General features: G+C 34.2%; 21 protein-coding genes. 4 read left to right on the top strand and 17 right to left on the bottom strand.

Annotation, left to right across the window (positions count from 1 at the left end; genetic code table 11):
• The first annotated feature begins 26 nt into the window (after positions 1-26).
• On the top strand, positions 27-845 hold the full coding sequence (gene nadE, locus VF726_RS04255) for an ammonia-dependent NAD(+) synthetase (RefSeq protein WP_098346449.1): 819 nt from the start codon (positions 27-29) through the stop codon (positions 843-845).
• A 193-nt stretch (positions 846-1,038) separates the two neighbouring features.
• Here the strand turns inward: nadE and VF726_RS04250 are convergent, their stop codons facing one another.
• The 4 genes from VF726_RS04250 to VF726_RS04235 all read right to left on the bottom strand — a co-directional run bounded on the left by VF726_RS04250 (position 1,039) and on the right by VF726_RS04235 (position 3,889).
• Complete coding sequence (locus VF726_RS04250; protein WP_087959559.1) at positions 1,039-1,500, bottom strand: NUDIX hydrolase; 462 nt, start codon at positions 1,498-1,500, stop codon at positions 1,039-1,041.
• 30 nt (positions 1,501-1,530) lie between these two features.
• Complete coding sequence (locus tag VF726_RS04245; protein WP_440166102.1) at positions 1,531-1,728, bottom strand: DUF4083 domain-containing protein; 198 nt, start codon at positions 1,726-1,728, stop codon at positions 1,531-1,533.
• 101 nt (positions 1,729-1,829) lie between these two features.
• The gene (locus VF726_RS04240; RefSeq protein ID WP_440166100.1) at positions 1,830-2,990 is read right to left on the bottom strand and encodes a transglutaminase domain-containing protein; all 1,161 of its coding nucleotides are present in this window, start codon (positions 2,988-2,990) and stop codon (positions 1,830-1,832) included.
• Positions 2,991-3,136: 146 nt separating this feature from the next.
• Positions 3,137-3,889 carry a YwqG family protein gene (locus VF726_RS04235; RefSeq protein ID WP_440166098.1) on the bottom strand — a complete coding sequence of 251 codons (753 nt, stop codon included), beginning with the start codon at positions 3,887-3,889 and terminating at the stop codon, positions 3,137-3,139.
• A 224-nt stretch (positions 3,890-4,113) separates the two neighbouring features.
• On the opposite strand from VF726_RS04235, the gene VF726_RS04230 reads away from it, so the two are divergent.
• Both VF726_RS04230 and VF726_RS04225 read left to right on the top strand, forming a co-directional pair.
• Positions 4,114-4,257 carry a YjcZ family sporulation protein gene (locus VF726_RS04230; RefSeq protein WP_000540420.1) on the top strand — a complete coding sequence of 48 codons (144 nt, stop codon included), beginning with the start codon at positions 4,114-4,116 and terminating at the stop codon, positions 4,255-4,257.
• An 86-nt stretch (positions 4,258-4,343) separates the two neighbouring features.
• Positions 4,344-5,309, top strand: coding sequence for a patatin-like phospholipase family protein (locus VF726_RS04225; protein ID WP_440166095.1), 966 nt, complete (start codon positions 4,344-4,346; stop codon positions 5,307-5,309).
• 254 nt (positions 5,310-5,563) lie between these two features.
• Here the strand turns inward: VF726_RS04225 and VF726_RS04220 are convergent, their stop codons facing one another.
• Together VF726_RS04220 and VF726_RS04215 are read right to left on the bottom strand one after the other, a co-directional pair.
• Positions 5,564-5,731: a DUF3933 family protein gene (locus tag VF726_RS04220; protein ID WP_087959554.1), complete on the bottom strand. Its 168-nt coding sequence runs from the start codon at positions 5,729-5,731 to the stop codon at positions 5,564-5,566.
• Between the two features lie 12 nt (positions 5,732-5,743).
• Positions 5,744-7,186 carry a PLP-dependent aminotransferase family protein gene (locus VF726_RS04215; protein WP_440166093.1) on the bottom strand — a complete coding sequence of 481 codons (1,443 nt, stop codon included), beginning with the start codon at positions 7,184-7,186 and terminating at the stop codon, positions 5,744-5,746.
• 119 nt (positions 7,187-7,305) lie between these two features.
• Here VF726_RS04215 and VF726_RS04210 point away from each other — a divergent pair, with 119 nt between their 5' ends.
• Positions 7,306-7,920, top strand: coding sequence for a LysE/ArgO family amino acid transporter (locus tag VF726_RS04210; protein WP_440166091.1), 615 nt, complete (start codon positions 7,306-7,308; stop codon positions 7,918-7,920).
• A gap of 53 nt (positions 7,921-7,973) precedes the next feature.
• On the opposite strand, the gene VF726_RS04205 is transcribed toward VF726_RS04210, so the two are convergent.
• The 11 genes from VF726_RS04205 to VF726_RS04155 form a co-directional block, all read right to left on the bottom strand.
• Positions 7,974-9,203: an MFS transporter gene (locus VF726_RS04205; protein ID WP_440166089.1), complete on the bottom strand. Its 1,230-nt coding sequence runs from the start codon at positions 9,201-9,203 to the stop codon at positions 7,974-7,976.
• A gap of 237 nt (positions 9,204-9,440) precedes the next feature.
• Entirely contained in the window at positions 9,441-9,647 is a 207-nt protein-coding gene (locus VF726_RS04200) for an alpha/beta-type small acid-soluble spore protein (RefSeq protein ID WP_000113545.1), read from the bottom strand.
• Between the two features lie 126 nt (positions 9,648-9,773).
• Positions 9,774-10,616 carry a sugar phosphate isomerase/epimerase family protein gene (locus VF726_RS04195; protein WP_440166086.1) on the bottom strand — a complete coding sequence of 281 codons (843 nt, stop codon included), beginning with the start codon at positions 10,614-10,616 and terminating at the stop codon, positions 9,774-9,776.
• A gap of 25 nt (positions 10,617-10,641) precedes the next feature.
• Entirely contained in the window at positions 10,642-11,637 is a 996-nt protein-coding gene (asbE, locus tag VF726_RS04190; RefSeq protein WP_440166084.1) for a petrobactin biosynthesis protein AsbE, read from the bottom strand.
• 23 nt (positions 11,638-11,660) lie between these two features.
• Positions 11,661-11,936 carry a petrobactin biosynthesis protein AsbD gene (asbD, locus tag VF726_RS04185; protein ID WP_270705290.1) on the bottom strand — a complete coding sequence of 92 codons (276 nt, stop codon included), beginning with the start codon at positions 11,934-11,936 and terminating at the stop codon, positions 11,661-11,663.
• Positions 11,933-13,171, bottom strand: coding sequence for a 3,4-dihydroxybenzoic acid-AMP ligase AsbC (gene asbC, locus VF726_RS04180; RefSeq protein WP_440166081.1), 1,239 nt, complete (start codon positions 13,169-13,171; stop codon positions 11,933-11,935). Before asbC ends, asbD begins: the two co-directional genes overlap by 4 nt.
• Positions 13,158-14,996, bottom strand: a complete 1,839-nt coding sequence (locus VF726_RS04175; protein ID WP_440166078.1) for an IucA/IucC family protein — start codon at positions 14,994-14,996, stop codon at positions 13,158-13,160. The genes asbC and VF726_RS04175 overlap by 14 nt, the downstream gene beginning before the upstream one ends.
• A 58-nt stretch (positions 14,997-15,054) precedes the next feature.
• On the bottom strand, positions 15,055-16,863 hold the full coding sequence (locus tag VF726_RS04170) for an IucA/IucC family protein (RefSeq protein WP_440166076.1): 1,809 nt from the start codon (positions 16,861-16,863) through the stop codon (positions 15,055-15,057).
• Between the two features lie 298 nt (positions 16,864-17,161).
• Positions 17,162-17,683 carry an N-acetyltransferase family protein gene (locus tag VF726_RS04165; protein ID WP_440166074.1) on the bottom strand — a complete coding sequence of 174 codons (522 nt, stop codon included), beginning with the start codon at positions 17,681-17,683 and terminating at the stop codon, positions 17,162-17,164.
• A 96-nt stretch (positions 17,684-17,779) separates the two neighbouring features.
• Positions 17,780-18,460, bottom strand: coding sequence for an MgtC/SapB family protein (locus tag VF726_RS04160; protein ID WP_000119508.1), 681 nt, complete (start codon positions 18,458-18,460; stop codon positions 17,780-17,782).
• 159 nt (positions 18,461-18,619) lie between these two features.
• Positions 18,620-19,276 (bottom strand): YkyA family protein, encoded by a 657-nt coding sequence (locus VF726_RS04155; protein ID WP_440166072.1) that lies wholly within the window; start codon positions 19,274-19,276, stop codon positions 18,620-18,622.
• Between the last annotated feature and the right edge of the window lie 6 nt (positions 19,277-19,282).

Genomic DNA, 19,282 nt, shown 5'->3' with positions numbered 1-19,282 from the left:
CTTTAATATGAATAGGAGGAAACATAATGACATTACAAGAACAGATTATGAAAGCATTACATGTTCAGCCTGTAATTGATCCGAAAGCAGAAATCCGTAAACGTGTTGATTTCTTAAAAGATTATGTAAAAAAAACAGGTGCGAAAGGGTTTGTACTTGGAATTAGTGGCGGACAAGACTCTACATTAGCTGGACGTTTAGCTCAGCTTGCAGTGGAGGAAATTCGTAATGAAGGTGGTAATGCAACGTTTATCGCCGTGCGCCTTCCTTATAAAGTGCAAAAAGACGAAGATGATGCGCAATTAGCATTACAATTTATTCAAGCTGATCAATCTGTTGCATTTGATATCGCTTCAACAGTTGATGCTTTCTCAAATCAATACGAAAACTTATTAGGTGAATCATTAACAGATTTCAATAAAGGTAACGTGAAAGCACGTATCCGCATGGTTACGCAGTACGCAATCGGTGGTCAACAAGGGTTACTTGTGATTGGAACTGATCACGCTGCAGAAGCTGTTACAGGATTCTTTACAAAATTCGGAGATGGTGGTGCAGACCTTTTACCATTAACAGGATTAACGAAACGTCAAGGACGTGCTCTATTACAAGAATTAGGTGCGGATGAGCGACTTTACTTAAAAATGCCAACAGCTGATTTATTAGATGAAAAACCAGGTCAAGCTGATGAAACTGAGTTAGGTATTACGTACGATCAACTAGATGATTATTTAGAAGGTAAAACAGTTCCAGCTGACGTAGCAGAAAAAATTGAAAAACGTTACACAGTGAGCGAACATAAAAGACAAGTTCCAGCATCAATGTTTGATGATTGGTGGAAATAAAGTGAAACTTTAATCAGTGGGGTTTTCTTCATCCCCACTGATTATTAGCCCTCATCAATCGGACTTTAATGGGCAGCCCGACCCCCACCTAACTTCTTTGCTTTCGCTGAATTTTGAGGTGGGGGTCTTACTGCCCATTAAAGCGGGATAATTAAAACACAAAAAGAAGCTAATCTCATTAGCTTCTTTTTTGTTAACGATATACCCCTACTCTTTTCTCTAGTAAGTCCTGCAAACAATCCTCATGTTGTTGATTAAACAATGGTGGCATTTTATTTAGCGGGAAAAACTTCAAATCTAACGTTTCATCACCGTCTATTTTTTTCTCTCCCCCGGTAATTGAAAATGAAAAGAATATTAAAATTGACTGGGCTCTGTCTCCATTTGGATATGCTTGAAAATATTTTGTATACACCCCGATAAGCTCATTTATTTCTACATCATAACCTGTTTCTTCTTTTATTTCTCGAATCGCGGTTTCTGCGGCAGATTCTCCAATTTCCATTGCACCGCCAGGAAATCCCCAAGCGTTAAAATCACCCCTTTTTTGCAGCAATACTTCTCCATGTTCATTCAACACACAACCACCCGCAAAGTTTATGAGAACACAGTCGTGTCCTACTTTTTCACGTAATTCTTTTATATAATTAGCCATCCTCTTCCCCTTTTCATACGTCTTCTATCATTATTTCTTATCTTTTTCAAGCAATTCAATAATTCGATTTAGCTTCTTATTCATATTCATTTCATGCTGTTTTTTTGCAGCGCTATTTTGCAATAATCTTCTAAGGAACAAAGTAAGTGATAGGAAAAACAAAACGATAAGTCCAATTACTAAACAAGTATATATCAATGTAAATATATCACTCTCGAACAAATTCATTTAGATTCCACATCCTTCCACTTTTATTTTATCACATAATTCAGTTTTTTGAAGTGATGCATAGTAAAAGAGCATCTTTTACAGATGCTCTTTTTCATTCCTTAATACATAAATGTAATTGTCGCTAATGAATAACCTGCCATCGCACTATAAGGTGCTACTTCATAAGATACACGCTTTGCACCTTTTGGCCAATTTATCTCATTTAACACTTTCTTTATATCTTTCATTGTTCCATCCATAGACTGCTTATAGCGTACTTCCACCTTCTCTGGCTTAGAAGCGAATTGTTGCTGTAATTTTTTCTTAAATTCACTGTAATTCTCTGCCCCGTATTGTGCAGACAAATATTTTAAATTTGTTTCTTTTAACATTTGTTCATACGCAGCAGTCTTTGAACTAGCCGCTTTTATTTTGTTTGTTAATTCATTAAAGTAACTTGTAGTTGCCGCTGGATATTTACTGCGATCCCAGTCGTGATCTTTACTTAATTGCTCATCAGACATATTAAAATATGAATATGTTACGCGCCCAGCTTTGTCGGGTACTGGATCATCGAATGTAGTATCAAGATGATACCATTTGTTTTCAATGTTCACTAAATTCCATGCGTGAGCTTGTCCATTTCCTGTACCTGTTACAATATGGTTTTGGATACCCGCTTCTTTTAGCAATTCATATGTTAATAACGTATACCCTTGGCAAACGGCAGAACGATTCGCTAGCGCTTCATATGCTGTATACGCTTGATACGACGTATCATAAGATACATGTTTTACAACGTAATCATGAATAGCTTTTACTTTCTCATGCTCATCCATTCCAGGTTTTACAATTGAACCGATAATTTCTTTTACCTGAGATTTTACATATTGTGTTTGCTCTTTTGATTCACGGTATTTCACTTGCAGTGTAAACGTATAGTTTCCTGATAGCCCTTTAATAGAATATTTAGTAGAGGCTACATTATATTTTACATACTCATCTGCATCTACAATTTTATTAAACTCGCCATACAATTGATCCATAACATTTCTAGCATTTCTATCTTTCGTTTTATATGTAATTGTAATATTTTCTTCTCGATTATCAACCTGTTTTTTTAGCTCTTTTCTGAAATCATTTAAAAGCTTTGTATCTGATTGTGTTGTCGCTACAGTCGAATTCGTAGCTGCATAAGATACTGATGACGCGTGTAAGCCTCCCATTACTATAGTTGAACAAAGCAGGGTAGCTGTCACATACTTACTTGTCTTTCCCATCTCGTCACTCCTTACATTCTATAACTATACGAAAAAAGTATCGTATAGTTTCAGAGTATACAATATTTTTTCGTATAGGTCATATGAGATTATGCATATTTAACATTGTAAAAAGGTTGCTCTTTTTACAAGAACAACCTTCTTCATTAACAAGTTTGTAATACACAACATGCATTTTCAAAGCGTCGATTTTTCAAGTCTTCATTTCCAATACAGAAATAAAGCATCCCTAAATCTCCCCACATCATATTACAATTTTTAGTATCTGAATCAATTTGGAATAAAAGCGTCATTTGCTGCGGGTCTATTTCCATATATTGTCCAGTCTCATGCAATACCTCATCTTGTACAGAGAATGGCTCACCAAACATTTGATGGTTATCGTAGTTGTCTGGAATTAGCTCTTCAAGCAATTGTAAGAATCGATCTGAATCCGCCTCATCTTCAATGAAAAGCTCTGGCAATTTATATGTCAGTTCAAAAGTAGTGACACATTGGTTATAATTCGTTTGCAATTCATCTACTCTTCGTAATTGCTCTACAGGAACATCATAATAAAGCACACGCCCCGCTTCAGTTGGGTTCACATCTTCTTCAAAGTAATTTTTAATACTAAAGAAATATAACATCCCCGTCTTAGGCAGATTATGATCCATACTAACATTTTGTAAATCATTTAAATTAAATTGAGCGATAAACTGTAAAGGATTTCCTTTATGCATTGGGTATTCAAATGAATCTGGTAAATCAGGAACTCCTCCCATTTTCGAACTACCTATCGCAACGGTTTCCTCCTGCTTTGGCACAACTTTCACACAAGGAAATACAGTATTCATAAGTTCCTCTTTTAAATGTGTCAGCCCATATTTATCAATTAATACTTCAATTTTATTTTTCATAAATTCTCCTTACATTTACATACTTATTTGTATCATCGCACAAAGATTATACTCCATTCTTTGTAAAAACAACAAGCCTTCAAAAAAACGGGCTCTTCCATCATACGCGAACAAGTTTAAAAAAGCATAGTATACATTGTTCCTACAAACACGATAGTTCATTATTTCTTCCAGTACATTTTCCCCTCGTTCATTTTTATTTTTAATTTAAGGAGGAATTCCACATGGGTTACGGATATAGTTGCTGTGGTTACGGATACGGTGGTGGCGGCGGTTGTGGTTATGGAGGATTCGCTTTATTAATCGTTTTATTTATCCTTCTAATCATCATCGGAGCTAGCTGTTGGGGCGGCTTTGTAGGCTGCTAGTAAATTTAAAAACTATTGAAAAAAGCACGTACAATACGTGCTTTTTTTCCATTTTCAAATCTTTTATGCGAAAGGAAGTATGATTGATGAAGATTGATGGTGTTTTTGAAGGAGGCGGTGTACGTGGAATTGCGCATGTAGGGGCAATTTGCGCGTTAGCTGAAAAAGGCTATGAATGGGAACGTGTAGCTGGAACATCAGCTGGTTCCATTATCGCTGCGCTCCTAGCAGCAGGATATTCTTGCTCAGAGTTAAAAACGATTATAACTGACATTGATTATAATAGATTTACGAAGAAAACCTTTATTGACAAAATCCCATTTATCGGCAAAGGATTAAGCGCATGGACTACTCTTGGTATTTACTCTAATATTTTTATAGAGGAATGGATTGAAGAATTACTCCGAAAAAAAGGAGTTCACTTATTTACAGATTTACCTGATTTAAATAAGCTTAAAATAATTGCCTCTGATATAAGTAATGGTAAAATGGTTATCTTTCCTGATGACTTACCAAACTACGGATTTTTAAATTATCGTTTCTCTATTGCTAAAGCTGTAAGAATGAGTAGTACAATTCCCTTCTTCTTTGAACCTGTAAAATGGAGAACACCTAAATGGAAACAACCTTGTTATATGGTTGATGGAGGAATTTTAAGCAATTATCCAATTTGGATTTTCGACTCACCTACCTCTCCTCGCTGGCCAACTTTTGGATTTCATTTCGTAAAAGATGAGATTCAAGCTGATCCAGCCCACTATAACGAGCCTATCTCCATGTTCAAAGGACTTTTTAAAACAATGATGCAAGCCCATGATTTACGTCATTTAGACAAAGAATCAAAAGCAAGAACAATTACAATTCCAACAGGAGCCATTACTAGTACAAACTTCGACTTAACAAAGGAAGAAAAAGAGTGGCTATACAATTCTGGTTATAATGCCGCAAATAAGTTTTTACAATCGTGGAACTTCAGGCAATATGTTGATGACTATAGAAACGGAAATCAGGACCGAAAAACAAATAGGTATTTCCGTCAACTTGACTCATAATACTATTATTTTCATACGAAAACACGTAACCTTTCAAAAAAATAAGCCTAGTAATAATATATTACTAGGCTTATTTGACTTCCTGCATAAAGTGAAACTTTAATCAGTGGGCGTGTTTATCCCCCACTGATTATTAGTTGAACAAATCGGACGTTTACGGACAGTTGATCTCCCATCTAACATCTTCGCTCCAACTGAATTTTGAGGTGGGAGTTTTACTGTCCGTTAACGCGGGATAAATTATTATGCGTCTCTTACGGATACGTTAACCCTTGCGCTTCTTCCGCAGTAATAACGGTATATCGATTTCCCGTTCGTAATCCTAACAACTCTGCTTTTTCAATTGCTTCCTGCTTCGTCTCCGCATATGCAGCTAAATATTTTTCTCCATTGATAATTTGGCAAATTACAAATTGTTTCATTATTTTCTCCTCTTACTTTTTCATTAATTGTGCAATTTTTTTTATACCTATTTCAATTTCTTCTAACTTTGCGTATGAATAGGATAGACGCAAAAATTGATTTGCACTTCTATCATACAAAGTACCTGGATTTAATAAAATCTTTTCTTTCAAAGCTTTGTCAAATAAGCTACGGTTTGAAACGGGTACATGCATATGTAACCAAATATAAAAACCACCTACTGGTTCATACCAAGTTGCTATATCACAACAATATTTCTCTAGCATTTGTAACATAAAATCTCTACGTTCTTTCAACTGAGTTCTTACAAACTGTAAATGTTCATCATACAATCCATTTGTAAACCATTCCGCTGCAATTTGCTGGGATATTGAACTCGAGCCATAATCCGTTTGCATTTTTATATCTGCCAATCTTTGAATGACTGGCTCTGATCCAACAATCCATCCGATTCTTAATCCTGGACTAATGACTTTAGACATACTCCCAATATGTAGTACAATTCCGTTTTTATCATATGCTTTTAAAGGCTTTGAAATAGGCTCATCAAACCATAAGTCTTGATATACCGCGTCCTCTATAATAGGCAATCCAATTTCATTACATATTTCCATCACTTCTATCCGTTTCTTCGCATTCATACTAAAGTTTGTCGGATTATGAAAAGACGGGATTGTATATAAAATAGATGCATTAAATTGCTTCTTATATTTTGGAATGTATGATGCATGTAAACCGTTCTCATCCATCGGTATACCAATTAATCGCATTCCAGCTGATTGAAAAACATTAAGAGAATATAAATAAGATGGTTTTTCTAATAAAATAGATGCCCCTTTTGGTAGAAGCCCCATAGAAATAAGTTGCAACGCTTGAATTGCTCCTGAAACAATTAATATAGAATCAGGCGTTACATATACACCATGTCCTTTTAAATAGTCCGCAATTTTCTTCCTTAAATAAAAATTCCCTTTCGGCTCTTCATATCCAAGTATCATGTTCGACTTTAAAAGCTTATTTATAATATCTTTCATCTTTTTTTCAGGTAAAAGACTTGGCGCGAGTTCACCTGTTCCTAAACGAATTACATGCGGATAAAATTCAGCTTGATTTATTTCTTGAATAGCAGGCAGATTTGGATAATGAAGTCCTTTTTCTACATAAGACTGCCAATTAGGCGGGGGTGCGTATGTGGAAGCATTCTCATTATTATTTACAACAATTGTTCCTTTCCTACCATTCCCTTCAATATATCCCTTTGCCATTAGTTCATCGAAAGCCATTACAATTGTACTTCGGTTTACATCAAATATATGTGCCAAATCTCTTTGCGAAGGTAATTTCGTTCCAACAGTCCATTCACCATTAACGATTCTTTCCTTAATATACGTTTCTATTTGTTTATACAGAGGAGTCGATAAAGACATATTCGGTTTCCAAACGAATCTTTCCATCATATCACCTTATATTCTTTTTGGTTGGTAACCTCCCCCAACCATATGGATGGATACAAATTTTCATTTCTTCTATACAATATACACTATCATAATAAATTTAAATAGGAGGTAATATGATGAGTGAGGCAATTATTCATGGTATCATTCTTGCATTTGGTCTTATCATTCCATTAGGCGTCCAAAATGTTTTCGTCTTTAACCAAGGTGCGAGCCAACCAAACATTTTGAGAGCAGCCCCTGTAGTATTAACTGCCTCAATATGTGATACGTTACTCATATTGATTGCGGTGCAAGGTGTTTCCCTTGTACTCCTTACTTTTTCTTGGCTAACAAACTCGTTATATATAATTGGATTTTTCTTTCTCCTATACATGGGCTTTATTATTTGGAGAAGTAACCCTTCCAACGATGTAAAGCAAGAAAAAAGTATGCCATTAAAAAAGCAAATTCTTTTCGCCGCATCGGTTTCGTTATTAAATCCACATGCAATTTTAGATACAATCGGTGTAATTGGAACAAATTCTATTCAATACATAGGAATTGAAAAATGGGCGTTCACACTTGCAACTATTATCGTTTCTTGGATTTGGTTTATAAGCTTAGCTTTAGCGGGGAAATTTCTAAAAAGAATGGACTCAACCGGAAAAACAATCGTGCTATTAAATAAATTTTCTGGTCTCATCATATGGGGTGTCGCGCTTTATATGTTAAAACAAGTTATTTATTCTTAAGAAACGAAAGAGAATTGCATGTTACTGAAAACATCATGCAATTCTCTTTCAAATTATGAAGTAGGTCCTGGTTTCTGCTTTACCGTCTTTGCATCTTTTGCTGGTTTAATCCAAATGATTGCTATAACAGCACCGACACAAGCGCATATACTTGTTACATAAAACACTTCATGGTCAGCACCTTTCATGAAAAAAGAATATAAAGGTGGTCCAGCTGCTACACCTATAAATCGCATGGAACTATAAAAGGACGTAACCGTTCCCCTTTGCTCCTTTTCAATTCCTTGTGTGATGAGGGCGTCTAAACATGGGAGCGCCATACCAATTCCTATCCCCATAATAACGAGACAAAGAAGTAGTAAATAAATCCCTTTTATAAATAAAGGAATAATGACTGATGCAGCTGCCATTAAAAAACCAATATAAATACACTTCTTCATCACATTTTGATTATCTCCAATTTTTTTACCAGCCATATATGAACTAATTGACAGTACAAGTAATGGGATCGCAAGCACACAACCTTTCCATATACCATGAATGTCATACTTTGATTCCAGTATAGTTGACAAATAAAAGAGAATTCCGAATAAAATAAGCATAATAATTGCACCTAATGCAAAAATGGCAATTAACCATCTTCCTTTTTCACGAAACGTAGTAAGAATTGATTTTATAAATTCTTTAAGTGGTGGTACTTCTCCTTCTTGTTTCTTTGCCTTTACTAGAACAAGTAATAAAACAATTGATACTACGCATAAAACTGGAATCGCCCAAAAGGGTAAGAACCATACAATGGCAGCGAGAGCAGACCCTAAAATAGGGCTCAGAACTTTCCCAAATGTATTGGATGTTTCTATGATTCCTAAACCTGTACTAACTTGTTTTTCATCTTTGTATAAATCACCAACACACGGTATAACAACTGGCATTGCACCAGCAGCACCAATACCTTGAATCGCTCTACCAATCAATATCCAAGTGTAAGGATTATCCACTTTCCAAGATACCCAACCAGTTATCGCTCCTCCTATAGCCGCAATGAGCAAACTCGGAACCATTACCATCTTTCGTCCCCATCTATCTGATAAATAACCAGCAATCGGTATAAGTAAAATGGCTACAATAGAGTAAATTGTAATAATCATGGATACTTGAAACGATGAAATATGTAATTTCTTTTCGATAGTCGGTAGGATTGGAATGAGCATTGAATTTCCTAATGTCATAACAAGTGGAACTGATGCAAGCGCAATTAAACAACAGTTTTCTTTTTTTAACATGTTGGCTTCAGAACCCTTTCATCATATATTTCTTACCATATAATAGCCCTGCTGGAACGTAATTTTTCATTCCACCAGGGCTATTACATCTTTACTACTTCCCATTTACAACAAAAGAAATTGGAGAAAATATAGTATTATTCCTATTCTTTGAATCCAGTTCGAAATATATCCATACCAATTAATTGAAAAAAAAAGAAAGGAAGAACCCTTCCTTTCTCCTATAACCTTCTACAATTAGCGAGTATATCCGCCACCAAGTTGTTGTTCTGCCATCGCTACTAGACGTTTTGTAATTTCACCGCCTACAGAACCGTTTGCACGTGAAGAAGTGTCAGCTCCAAGTTGTACACCAAATTCTTGTGCAATTTCATATTTCATTTGATCTAAAGCTGCTTGTGCTCCATGTGATGCTAATTGATTAGAATTACGATTTCTAGCCATTACCAATCACCTCCTTATTTATATATAAATTGTGTTAAATTTTAATTTAAATACATGGTAATTTTTGGTTATTATTGTTTTTTAAAAAAGAGTCTCTACAATGAGAGACTCTTACATCATTTTATATTAAGAAGTTACTACTTCTAATTTTCTATTTGTTAATACTTTCATTTCTTCTTTTAATATATCTTTCGCATGATGCCCAAACCATTCGAGTGAAGCGAAATGGTCAGTATCTCTCACTTCCTGAATAATCTCTTCATAATTTACGATACCTTCAAATAGTGGGACCATACCAATACGACTTCCCGCTGCTGCATATACATTATTAGGCTCAAACACATGTAAATAATCTGCTGACGATATATTCTTAAAATGGTAATGTTGTACCCAAGGCTTTAGTTGATGGAAACTGTCTATTGGATTTTCCCCTGACTCCCATATATGAAGAAAATCCAGGTTTATTTTCAAATTCGGATGATCTACTTCTCCTAATAATTCCAAAGTAGAAGGCAACGTATCCGTTAACGTATTTGGATGTGTTTCTAAAAGTACATACATATTATGCTGAGCAAATACTTCACAAATGATGCGAATACGGTTCACATACTCTTTTCTCTCCTGTTCCGAGAAATCTTCGCTACCTTTTTGTCCAGCAAACGTACGAATTTTGTTCGTTTTAAACCAATTAGCTAGTATTGCAAGTTGTTCACATTTCTCTATCGTTTTTTGAAAATCTGACGATAATGATATGTCTAAGTAATCACTTATCATCGTAACTTCCAAGTTTTTATTCTTTAAACAATTCAATTCTCGTTCTGTCGTTTCATACTCTTGCATATACAAATTTTGTGCATGCGTCCCCCACAATTCAATTCCTTCAAAACCGTTCTCATATGCAAATTGAACAATATCAGTAAATGAAATTAATTGATGACGAAAAGAAATAGTACATAATGAATATTTCATAGGTTCGAACTCCCTTATCTTAAATTCAGTTAGGTTTTTTTAGTGCTAGGACAGACTCGTTTGTTTTCATTTCTTTCCATAATAAAAACTGTTTCTCTAATTCAGCCTTTATTTGCAGTTCAATTGCATTCATTTCATCCAGCTTTTCAACAATTGATAATAGCATACCTTTATTCTTCATCATTGACATTTTAATTGCACGATACTGTACATTTGTAAATCCTTGTACAATATCTTCTACCCGATCACACCAATAATCAAATTCTTGCTCCGAATATTGCAACGTTTCACGGAAGTATGCAAAGGCATGTTCATAACTATATTTACGAATTGCAAGTACTGGTATTTGTTTTACTGCCGCTACAAGACCAGAAAGCAAATACCCATCTTCTTCATTTGCCATTTTTATAATTAAATTTTTCAGCTCCATAGTCAGTTCATTGTCATTTCTTTTGAAAGTTTCTATGAAATAACTCTCTACCATTTCTTCTGTTGGCTCTTGAATTTCCTCTATATCAATGAAATACCCTCCGCCAAATGGGTTATCTTGAACAGAGTGAAGCACTTTTTCTCTTTCCATATTCCCTTCCCAGCGAAAATCAGGATCTAGCATGAACCATTCTTCTTCTTTCTCTGTCTCTGATATCATTAAATAATGCGGAAACGGTTTTTGATGGAATTTATTTTCCCTCTCAGGTAATAGAGACATATCAACCATTACAATGACATAACGATTTTCTGGCTTGTTTTCTACTAATTGTAAAAACGTTTCTACATTGCTATTTTTATCTTTTGCATGATCATACCATTCGTTCACTTTTATGCCATACAATTTTTCATACCATAATAAATAATTATCATGGTTAATATTTTCGGAGTGATACGAAATAATGCCACCTTCAGTTATATCAAAATCTCCGTCCCATAGTCCAAAATAAAAAGGACGAAAATCTATATCGCTACGCCTTTTTATAATTTCACAAAAACAACTCACTAAACAGTGAACTTTAATTGAAGTCATGTTCTCATCCACTTTCCTAAAGGTTAGTTATTTACATTCACTTCCTGTAACGGTTGTAATTCCTCCATAAAATCAAGCAAAGATCCTACAGTTAGAAATGCTTTTGGATCTACTTCATCCTCTGGAACACATAGCTTTACATCCATTTCTATGTAAACTATGAGTTGTAACATCATTACTGAATCTATATATAAATCTTGGTTTAAACGCATCGTTTCTTCTAAATGTGTTACGTTTTTTAATTCCATTTTTTCTTTCATAATTTTCAAAACTTCATTCTTTAATATTTCACGTCTCATGTTGTAACCTCTCCCATCTCTAGTAACTTTCTACTTACTTTTCCAGTTTTATTTTTCGGAATTTCAGTTACACTTTCAATCTCATGTGGAACTTTGTAGGCTGGTAAATGCTGTATACACCATTCTCTTATTCGAACTGGATCAATATGAGAGATTACTTTCGCTTTAACTATTTCACCCATCACAGGATGTTTCCCTCGATATACAATTGCCTCTTGAACGCCTTCTAGTCGAAGCATCGTTTCTTCTACTTCTATAGGAAAGACTTTTAATCCTGAAACGTTAATCACATCATCCATGCGCCCCATAAAATGAAGGCCTCGCTCAGACTTATACCCTAAATCTTTCGTGAAAATTTCTTTCCCGCTCATTTTCACTACAATTTCTTCAGGCATATTTTCATCGGAACCTATATTTATACTCGCATGAGGTAGTGGATTTCCTAAATCTAAATGGCTCTTCATATCATGACATATACTAATACAACCTGCTTCAGAACAACCATATTGTTGCATCATATATGTTGTCGTTTCTTTTAGTTTATAAAACAATGCTTCTGGCAAAGGAGCACCGGATGTCATAATTTTATGAAACTGAAACGTTCCTTGCGGGAAACTCCCCATAATATGTAACATAATTGGTACTGCATATATAATATGTTTTTCTGTATTGCGAACTATATTTAAGGCGAATTTTGGGTTTTTATTCGTAATGATAATCGGTTTACTTCCCCTCGTAATTGCAGATAATGTTCCACATATTAATCCGTATGAATGTGAAACAGGAGCCATAACAATCGGGACTTCATCTACTTCACAGTTTAAAGCTACATTATATGCAGTAATTTCTGTATCAACTTCCGTCCATGCTCTACGAATCAATTTCGGTTCTCCAGTAGTTCCAGAACTATATTGCAATAAAGATGGCTCGTCTAGTAAAGAGTTCACTACTTCTAATTTCGTAAAATCGCTATTTTCTCCATATAAAATTCCAGTACAATTTGCACGCTTTGCCATTTCAATAGCCGTTTCTTTTGGCGTATCTTCATGTATAAGTAATACGGATGATTTCTTTTCTTTTAAGAAAAACACAAGCGTAATAATATCAAATGGATCTTTCAGACAAAGCGCAAATCGATTTCCTGCTGCTTCTTGAAATTGTTCCATTTCCTCATAAGCTTGAAACCTCAAATTAAAATCACTTTTGCTATACTCTTCTTTATTAACGATTAGCATAATTTCCCCCTGTAACAACTGATTTTTGTTTGTTAAGTTGTCTTGCTCTATACAGTGGATTTGGAACTTCATGAACTAGCGATTCCACATCCATATATAATCGACGCTTCGTTAATTGCTCAGCATAAAATGTAGGAGTGTAAAGCTGAATACTTTCAAATCTCTCTTTCAAATGTGGATATTTTCTAAAATGGTTTTCAATTTCTTCAAACACTATCATCCAAAAACTTTCTTCTTTCCATTCATATTCATCCGCAAGTACGAAAGCTAATTCTCCTACATTAAATAAGAACAGTGCATCTAATACCATCTCTTGTAAACATTCGATACGATCCATTTCAAAGAAATCATTCATTTTTCCATTCATATACGCTTTATGCATTTTAGTAAATTCAGGACAATTATTCATTTCTTTTAAGAATGGACGATAAAACTCAAGTCCTTCATGGAAATCCTTTAATGCAATACGGACAGGTAGCCCTTCTTTATGAACTAAAATCATATTTTGTCCGTGTGATTCTAACGCGATCCCATGTTCTACAACAAGATGTATAACTGGAATAATTGCTTTTTGAATAAGTAATCGCAGCCAACTTTCTATCCCATATTTGTTTAGCCATGTATCAATAACCGGTGTCCCATTCTTCTCTTTTGCATATAATCCGTTAAAAGGTACCGCATCTTCTTGTTCATCTAAATAATTATGAATACTTTCACGCCAAATGCACCCTAATGAACCATATGTGGCTTTCTTATTCGCATCATACGTTACACTCGAAAATTCCTTTAACAGAATTACACGCGATTCATCCCTTAAATAAGAATCACGATTTACGATATCACTTAGCCAATTCGATATAGCTGGCGCACTCGCAACTGAATATGGTTTCAGCGTACGGAGTGTTGAAGTATTAAGTATGTTCAGTGATAACTTTACATATGGTCTCTTTGGATTCGTAATATTTCTTAACGTCCTCATAGATTGTTGCGCACAATAATCGTCCGCTGATTTTCCTACATAAATAATATTTTTATCTTGTATATGATCGGCGTAATTGGGAATGATAAAATTTTCCCACTGCCAAGGGTGAACAGGTATAAACACGTACTGCTTTGGATCACATCCCGCACTGTAAATTCGTTCCATATACACTTCTAATGTACGCTCGTCTACCTCACCTTTTAAAATATTGTCATAAATCACTTCATTTTCATAACCTACAGTCGCATATTTCTTATGGGCTGCAACCCATATAAGTTTTATTGGCCGCATAAACTCATATCCATATTGAAAATTGTCACGATATTGAAATCCAATGCGTGCTTTATAGCTAGGATGATATGGGTGACCATCTACTAAATGACTTTCAAAGTCATCGTATGATTTTTGAGTATATTTCAACTCATTACATCTATCATATTGCGCAATCGTATCTTTAAATATCGTTTGTTCTAATTCATGAATAAAAGAATGTAGTTTCGTTTGTTCTACGTTAACAACTCGAAAAACTTCTTCCAAAAATTGCGAAACTGATTGTATCTCTTGTTTTTCCTCTTGCACTCTTACTATTAATGAATCTATAGAAATACGTCCAAATGTCATTCGTTCTCTTCCGTAACATTCGTACGTTACACTTTTGTTGTCTTCATTAAATCCTTGTATAAGAAAAAGAATTTGTTCTTTGCTTTCTATACGAACTGGCGTAATGATTCCCTCATAAATTAACGATTCTACTAATTGACGTAATACTCTTCTTCGCACTAAAATGTAATCTTCTGATTCGAGCGCTTTCAATGTTTTCATATGACACATGTCCACTCTCATAACCCCCTCCACCTTGTGAAAATACCATTATTTGTATTACGTGAAATTTTAACGTGCTTTATGAACGGACAGCCACTTCTCTAACGAGCGGATTCTGTACCTGTACGTAAATTGCTTGTTCTAAAGGATTACTTAACTCATCGACATCGAAAAATCTCGTTAATAAATTTGCTTTACATGCCAACTTATCCTCTTCTAACAATTCTCTTAAAAAGGTCGAAGGTTCACGGTTATAAGGAAGGAATGATTCAAGTACAGATCTTAATTCCGAGAGAAGAATTTCCTCCTTAATTAATCCAGCTGTACCAAATCCGTTAATCAGTCCAAACATATGATTGAAAATTAAGTAGTAACGAAATCTTTCATCTACAATATAATCGTCATATAAATTTCCAGTACGTTCTCCAATACCAGCTAACTCATTATTAAGCATCTCTTTCATTGAATTACAGAAATAAAACCCTTGATTATCACGGAAATAATATTTTACTGGGTAACCGTCTTTTAGCTGAACAACACTATTTTGCTGATGAGCTTCTAACGCAACACCATGACGTAAGTACATCCATACCATCGGCTTTAAAGAAATATTCATATATCGTCTAAACCAATCTAAACTTACTTCTTCACAGCTTCTATTTTCTAAATCCGCTAGTCGATGAATAATATTCGATAAACGAGTACGTTCTCCAGGTATAGCATCTTGAACTAGCCCAGCAATTAATGTAGCGTCTTTGGCATGTTCGCTATAAAAAGGATTCTCTCGTATAATGACTTCAAATCCAGATTCTTTTGCTCCGTAATTTAATGTAATAAAGGCTGGATCACAAATAAAATCAAAACCGGGAAATTTTTCTAACACTTCACCAATAGCCGTATTTAACATTTCCTTCCCTTCAAGACCACTCTCAAGTTCCTTCAATTTATTAATGCGCATTGAATTTGTTACTTTTACTGGAAATGAAAACTTAAGCATATATTTTGATTGAGGATGATATAACGTCCTAAGTGATGATGTTGCCATATAATACTTACCGACAGGACCGATATATTCAAGTACTCCTTGATCTATCCAATCCTGTACGCAAGATTGGTGTAGTAGCCATTCTGCCTGAAGCGGATGAATTGGAAGTAACGAATATTCATCTTCATTACAATACTTTGATATAAATTCTTTACTAACCATCTCATCATTACGTAACTCTTCTTTTAGAATTACTGTTGTAGAATCAATTAATAATGATTTTTCATTTACTATACTTTTATGTGCCCTAAAATAATGAAGCTGACATTCTCCTTTTAATTCTGGAGAATACATTGCGCTTTTCCAATCCAGAATACCTTGTCTACTCTTTGGCGTTGGATGCGTTAAATGTCCAAATAATAAAGATTGCTCCGCTTCTATAAAGGACGTATGGAAACCATATAATGCAGATGTATCTTCTATTCTCGCTTTTGTAAATTCCTCAATATTTTGACAACTATGTATAACTCGAAGCATAAGTTCGGCAGGGTTCGTCCCTTCTCCGTAGTTGATAGACATCTCTTTTATTAAAAATGTAATAACTGTAACGTAATCAGCTTTAATAACAGAATTACTATCTCCAACTTGATAATAAAACTCTTCTCCAAACAAATGGCGATCTGTTGCTGATTTATATATAACTTCTCCATACAAAGTAACGTTCTGTGCCGATAGCCGACAACATAAATATGTGGGGACTGTATCTCTATTCAACGTATTACTGAAGATATTTTCCATTTTTTCATCCTCTGTAATCCAATCTCCACTCCCTGTTTCTCTTAAATAACAGTTTAAAAAACTTTGTAACGTTGCATGTTCTGCGATTTGTTTCGCATGCTGCATACTGGTCCTCCTCTTTATATTAAAGCTATCGAATTTTCATATAATAAACAACAATTGAATATCGTTATCAATTATGATTCTAATTGATAATGATATTCAATTCAATAGTATATTTCAGAATTTTTTTATCTAATTTAATTTTTCTTGTTTTCTCTCTTTTCTTTAATCTAGTTAAAAATACACGAAAAAAATACTCAGTTTCAAACTACATACTTACTATTTTTCATTAGTAATCTATCCAAAATAGTTAAACAAAAGAGGTATACCTTAATTGGTATACCTCTTTCAAACATAAAGTTTACATAATAATATTATTTATATCTCTCCAACAATACGCTGTCTCTTCTACTTGTACTCGCTCTAAAAATTTTGTATCAATTTTTTCTGGATTAAATTTTTCATAAAACTTTTTAGAAGGATTATTCGTAACAACCCATACTAAAAGTGATTGCATATTATCATTTATACATTCCGTTAGTAAAGCTTGAAATAACTTTTGCCCTATTTTCATTCCTTGATATTCTTGTAAAAGGTAGATTGCATATAATTCTCCATCACAATTATATGCACCACTTCTTTCAACTCCCCCATCAATAAATCCGATTATTGTTCCATTTATGGTCTCTGCTACAAATCTATATTGGTATTTATCTTCTTGTTGAAAGATGGTTTCCCATTGTTTTTCTCGTTTCTCATATGTTATATTTTCTAAAATTTCGTCGGCAAATATCCCTTTATACGTTGTTTTCCAGCTATCAGCATGTACCTTTGCTATACCTGGTATATCATCTTTTATCGCTCTTCTAATATGTATTTCCATCATTTCTCCCCCTTATTATTCATCATTATATCAATTTATTTCCTTAAAAATCCAAATAAAAAAAGAGTGAATTCACTTCACTCTTTTTTATTACAATTATCTACTTTCCACTTCAACTGAAACAACACGATCAATCTCTTTTAGAGAACTATATAACTCCGTCGTATACAAATCTTCTGGAGCTAAAATAACCATCTCAAGTTGCTGAAATGCTCCACTATCTATATCTTTAATTTTTACGCGTTTCACATGCATTCCTAAATTTTTAATTTGCTTAAATATACCGTCTAACTCATGATGCTCTTTTACAGTAATTTTTATAGATAAATCCTTTTGTCTTAATGAATAAGGGCCTGCAATTTTCACAAGTTGTGGAAGTACGTTAATCGCTAAAATGATTAAAATCATAGCAACAGTCGCTTGTAAATAAAAGCCTGCCCCAATTGCTATACCTAAAGCTGAAGCAGCCCACACCATAGAAGCTGTCGTTAATCCAGAAATAACATCATTACTTCTTCGTAAAATAACACCTGCTCCAAGAAATCCAATCCCGCTCACAATTTGAGCAGCTAAACGCATTGGATCCATATTTGTATGCCCTGGAACAGAATATACATGTACGGATTCAATTGAAACCATCGTAATTAAACAACTTGCTACAGAAATAACCATACTTGTTTTCACGCCAAGTGGTTTATTCTTTAGCTGCCTATCTATCCCGATGAATAATCCTAAAAAGAGTGCTAAACCTAATTTGAGTAAAAATTCATATGACATATTTCCATTCTCCTTACTTTACAATGTTTCCCTTAGAATAATTCACTATAACTCTTTTATGATATCAATTCCAGTCTTTTCTATTCATTTAACGTAAAAAACCGAAAAAACATTTGTGACGATGTTTCCCCGGTTTTTTATTACGCTTAAGATTCTTCTTTATTTCTGATCTTTAATCTTAATCTCTGCATCTTTGTAGAATGCTAATTTACTGTCATTATACTCTTTTGTAAAATTGTTAAATTGCTCTTTTGATTTTTGTGCTTCCACAGTTAATTCGTTAACAGCTTTAACTTTTTCACCAATCTCTTTTAATTTCGTTTCTTTTACTTTTAATTTTTCATACAGCTCTTTTTCAGTCGCTAACGCCTTCGTATAATTTTCATTCATCTTTTGGAATGCATCATAACGGTTTTTATACGACTCTTCTACTGCTTTCGCTTGTTTTTGTAACTTCTTATCTTCAAGCTTCTCTATATTTCCTTGAACAGATTTCGTTTCTTTCTGAGCTTTTTCTAGCATTTCTTTCTCATTTTTCAATACTTTTTCACGTTCATCTACATTTACAGTAGCTTGCTCTAACTTCTTCATGACAGCGTCATTATGATCTTTACCTTCTTGTAAAATTTGAGAATATAGTTCTTGACCTTCCTTCTCTAACTTCTCTAATTTCTTTGCTTCATCAACTAATGATTTTTCTTGTGTCGCCGCTGTTTCAAAAGCTGTATATAGGTTTTCTTCTGGTTTTTCACCGAAACAACCTGTTAATAGTCCTACTGATAGTGCTCCAACTACTGCTACTTTTCCATACTTCAACGTTCA

It is taken from the genome of Bacillus sp. Brlt_9, from assembly GCF_051948935.1.
Classification (GTDB): domain Bacteria; phylum Bacillota; class Bacilli; order Bacillales; family Bacillaceae_G; genus Bacillus_A.
The sequence above is the reverse complement of the archived record's forward strand: the minus strand, read 5'-3'. Positions and strand labels throughout refer to the sequence as shown.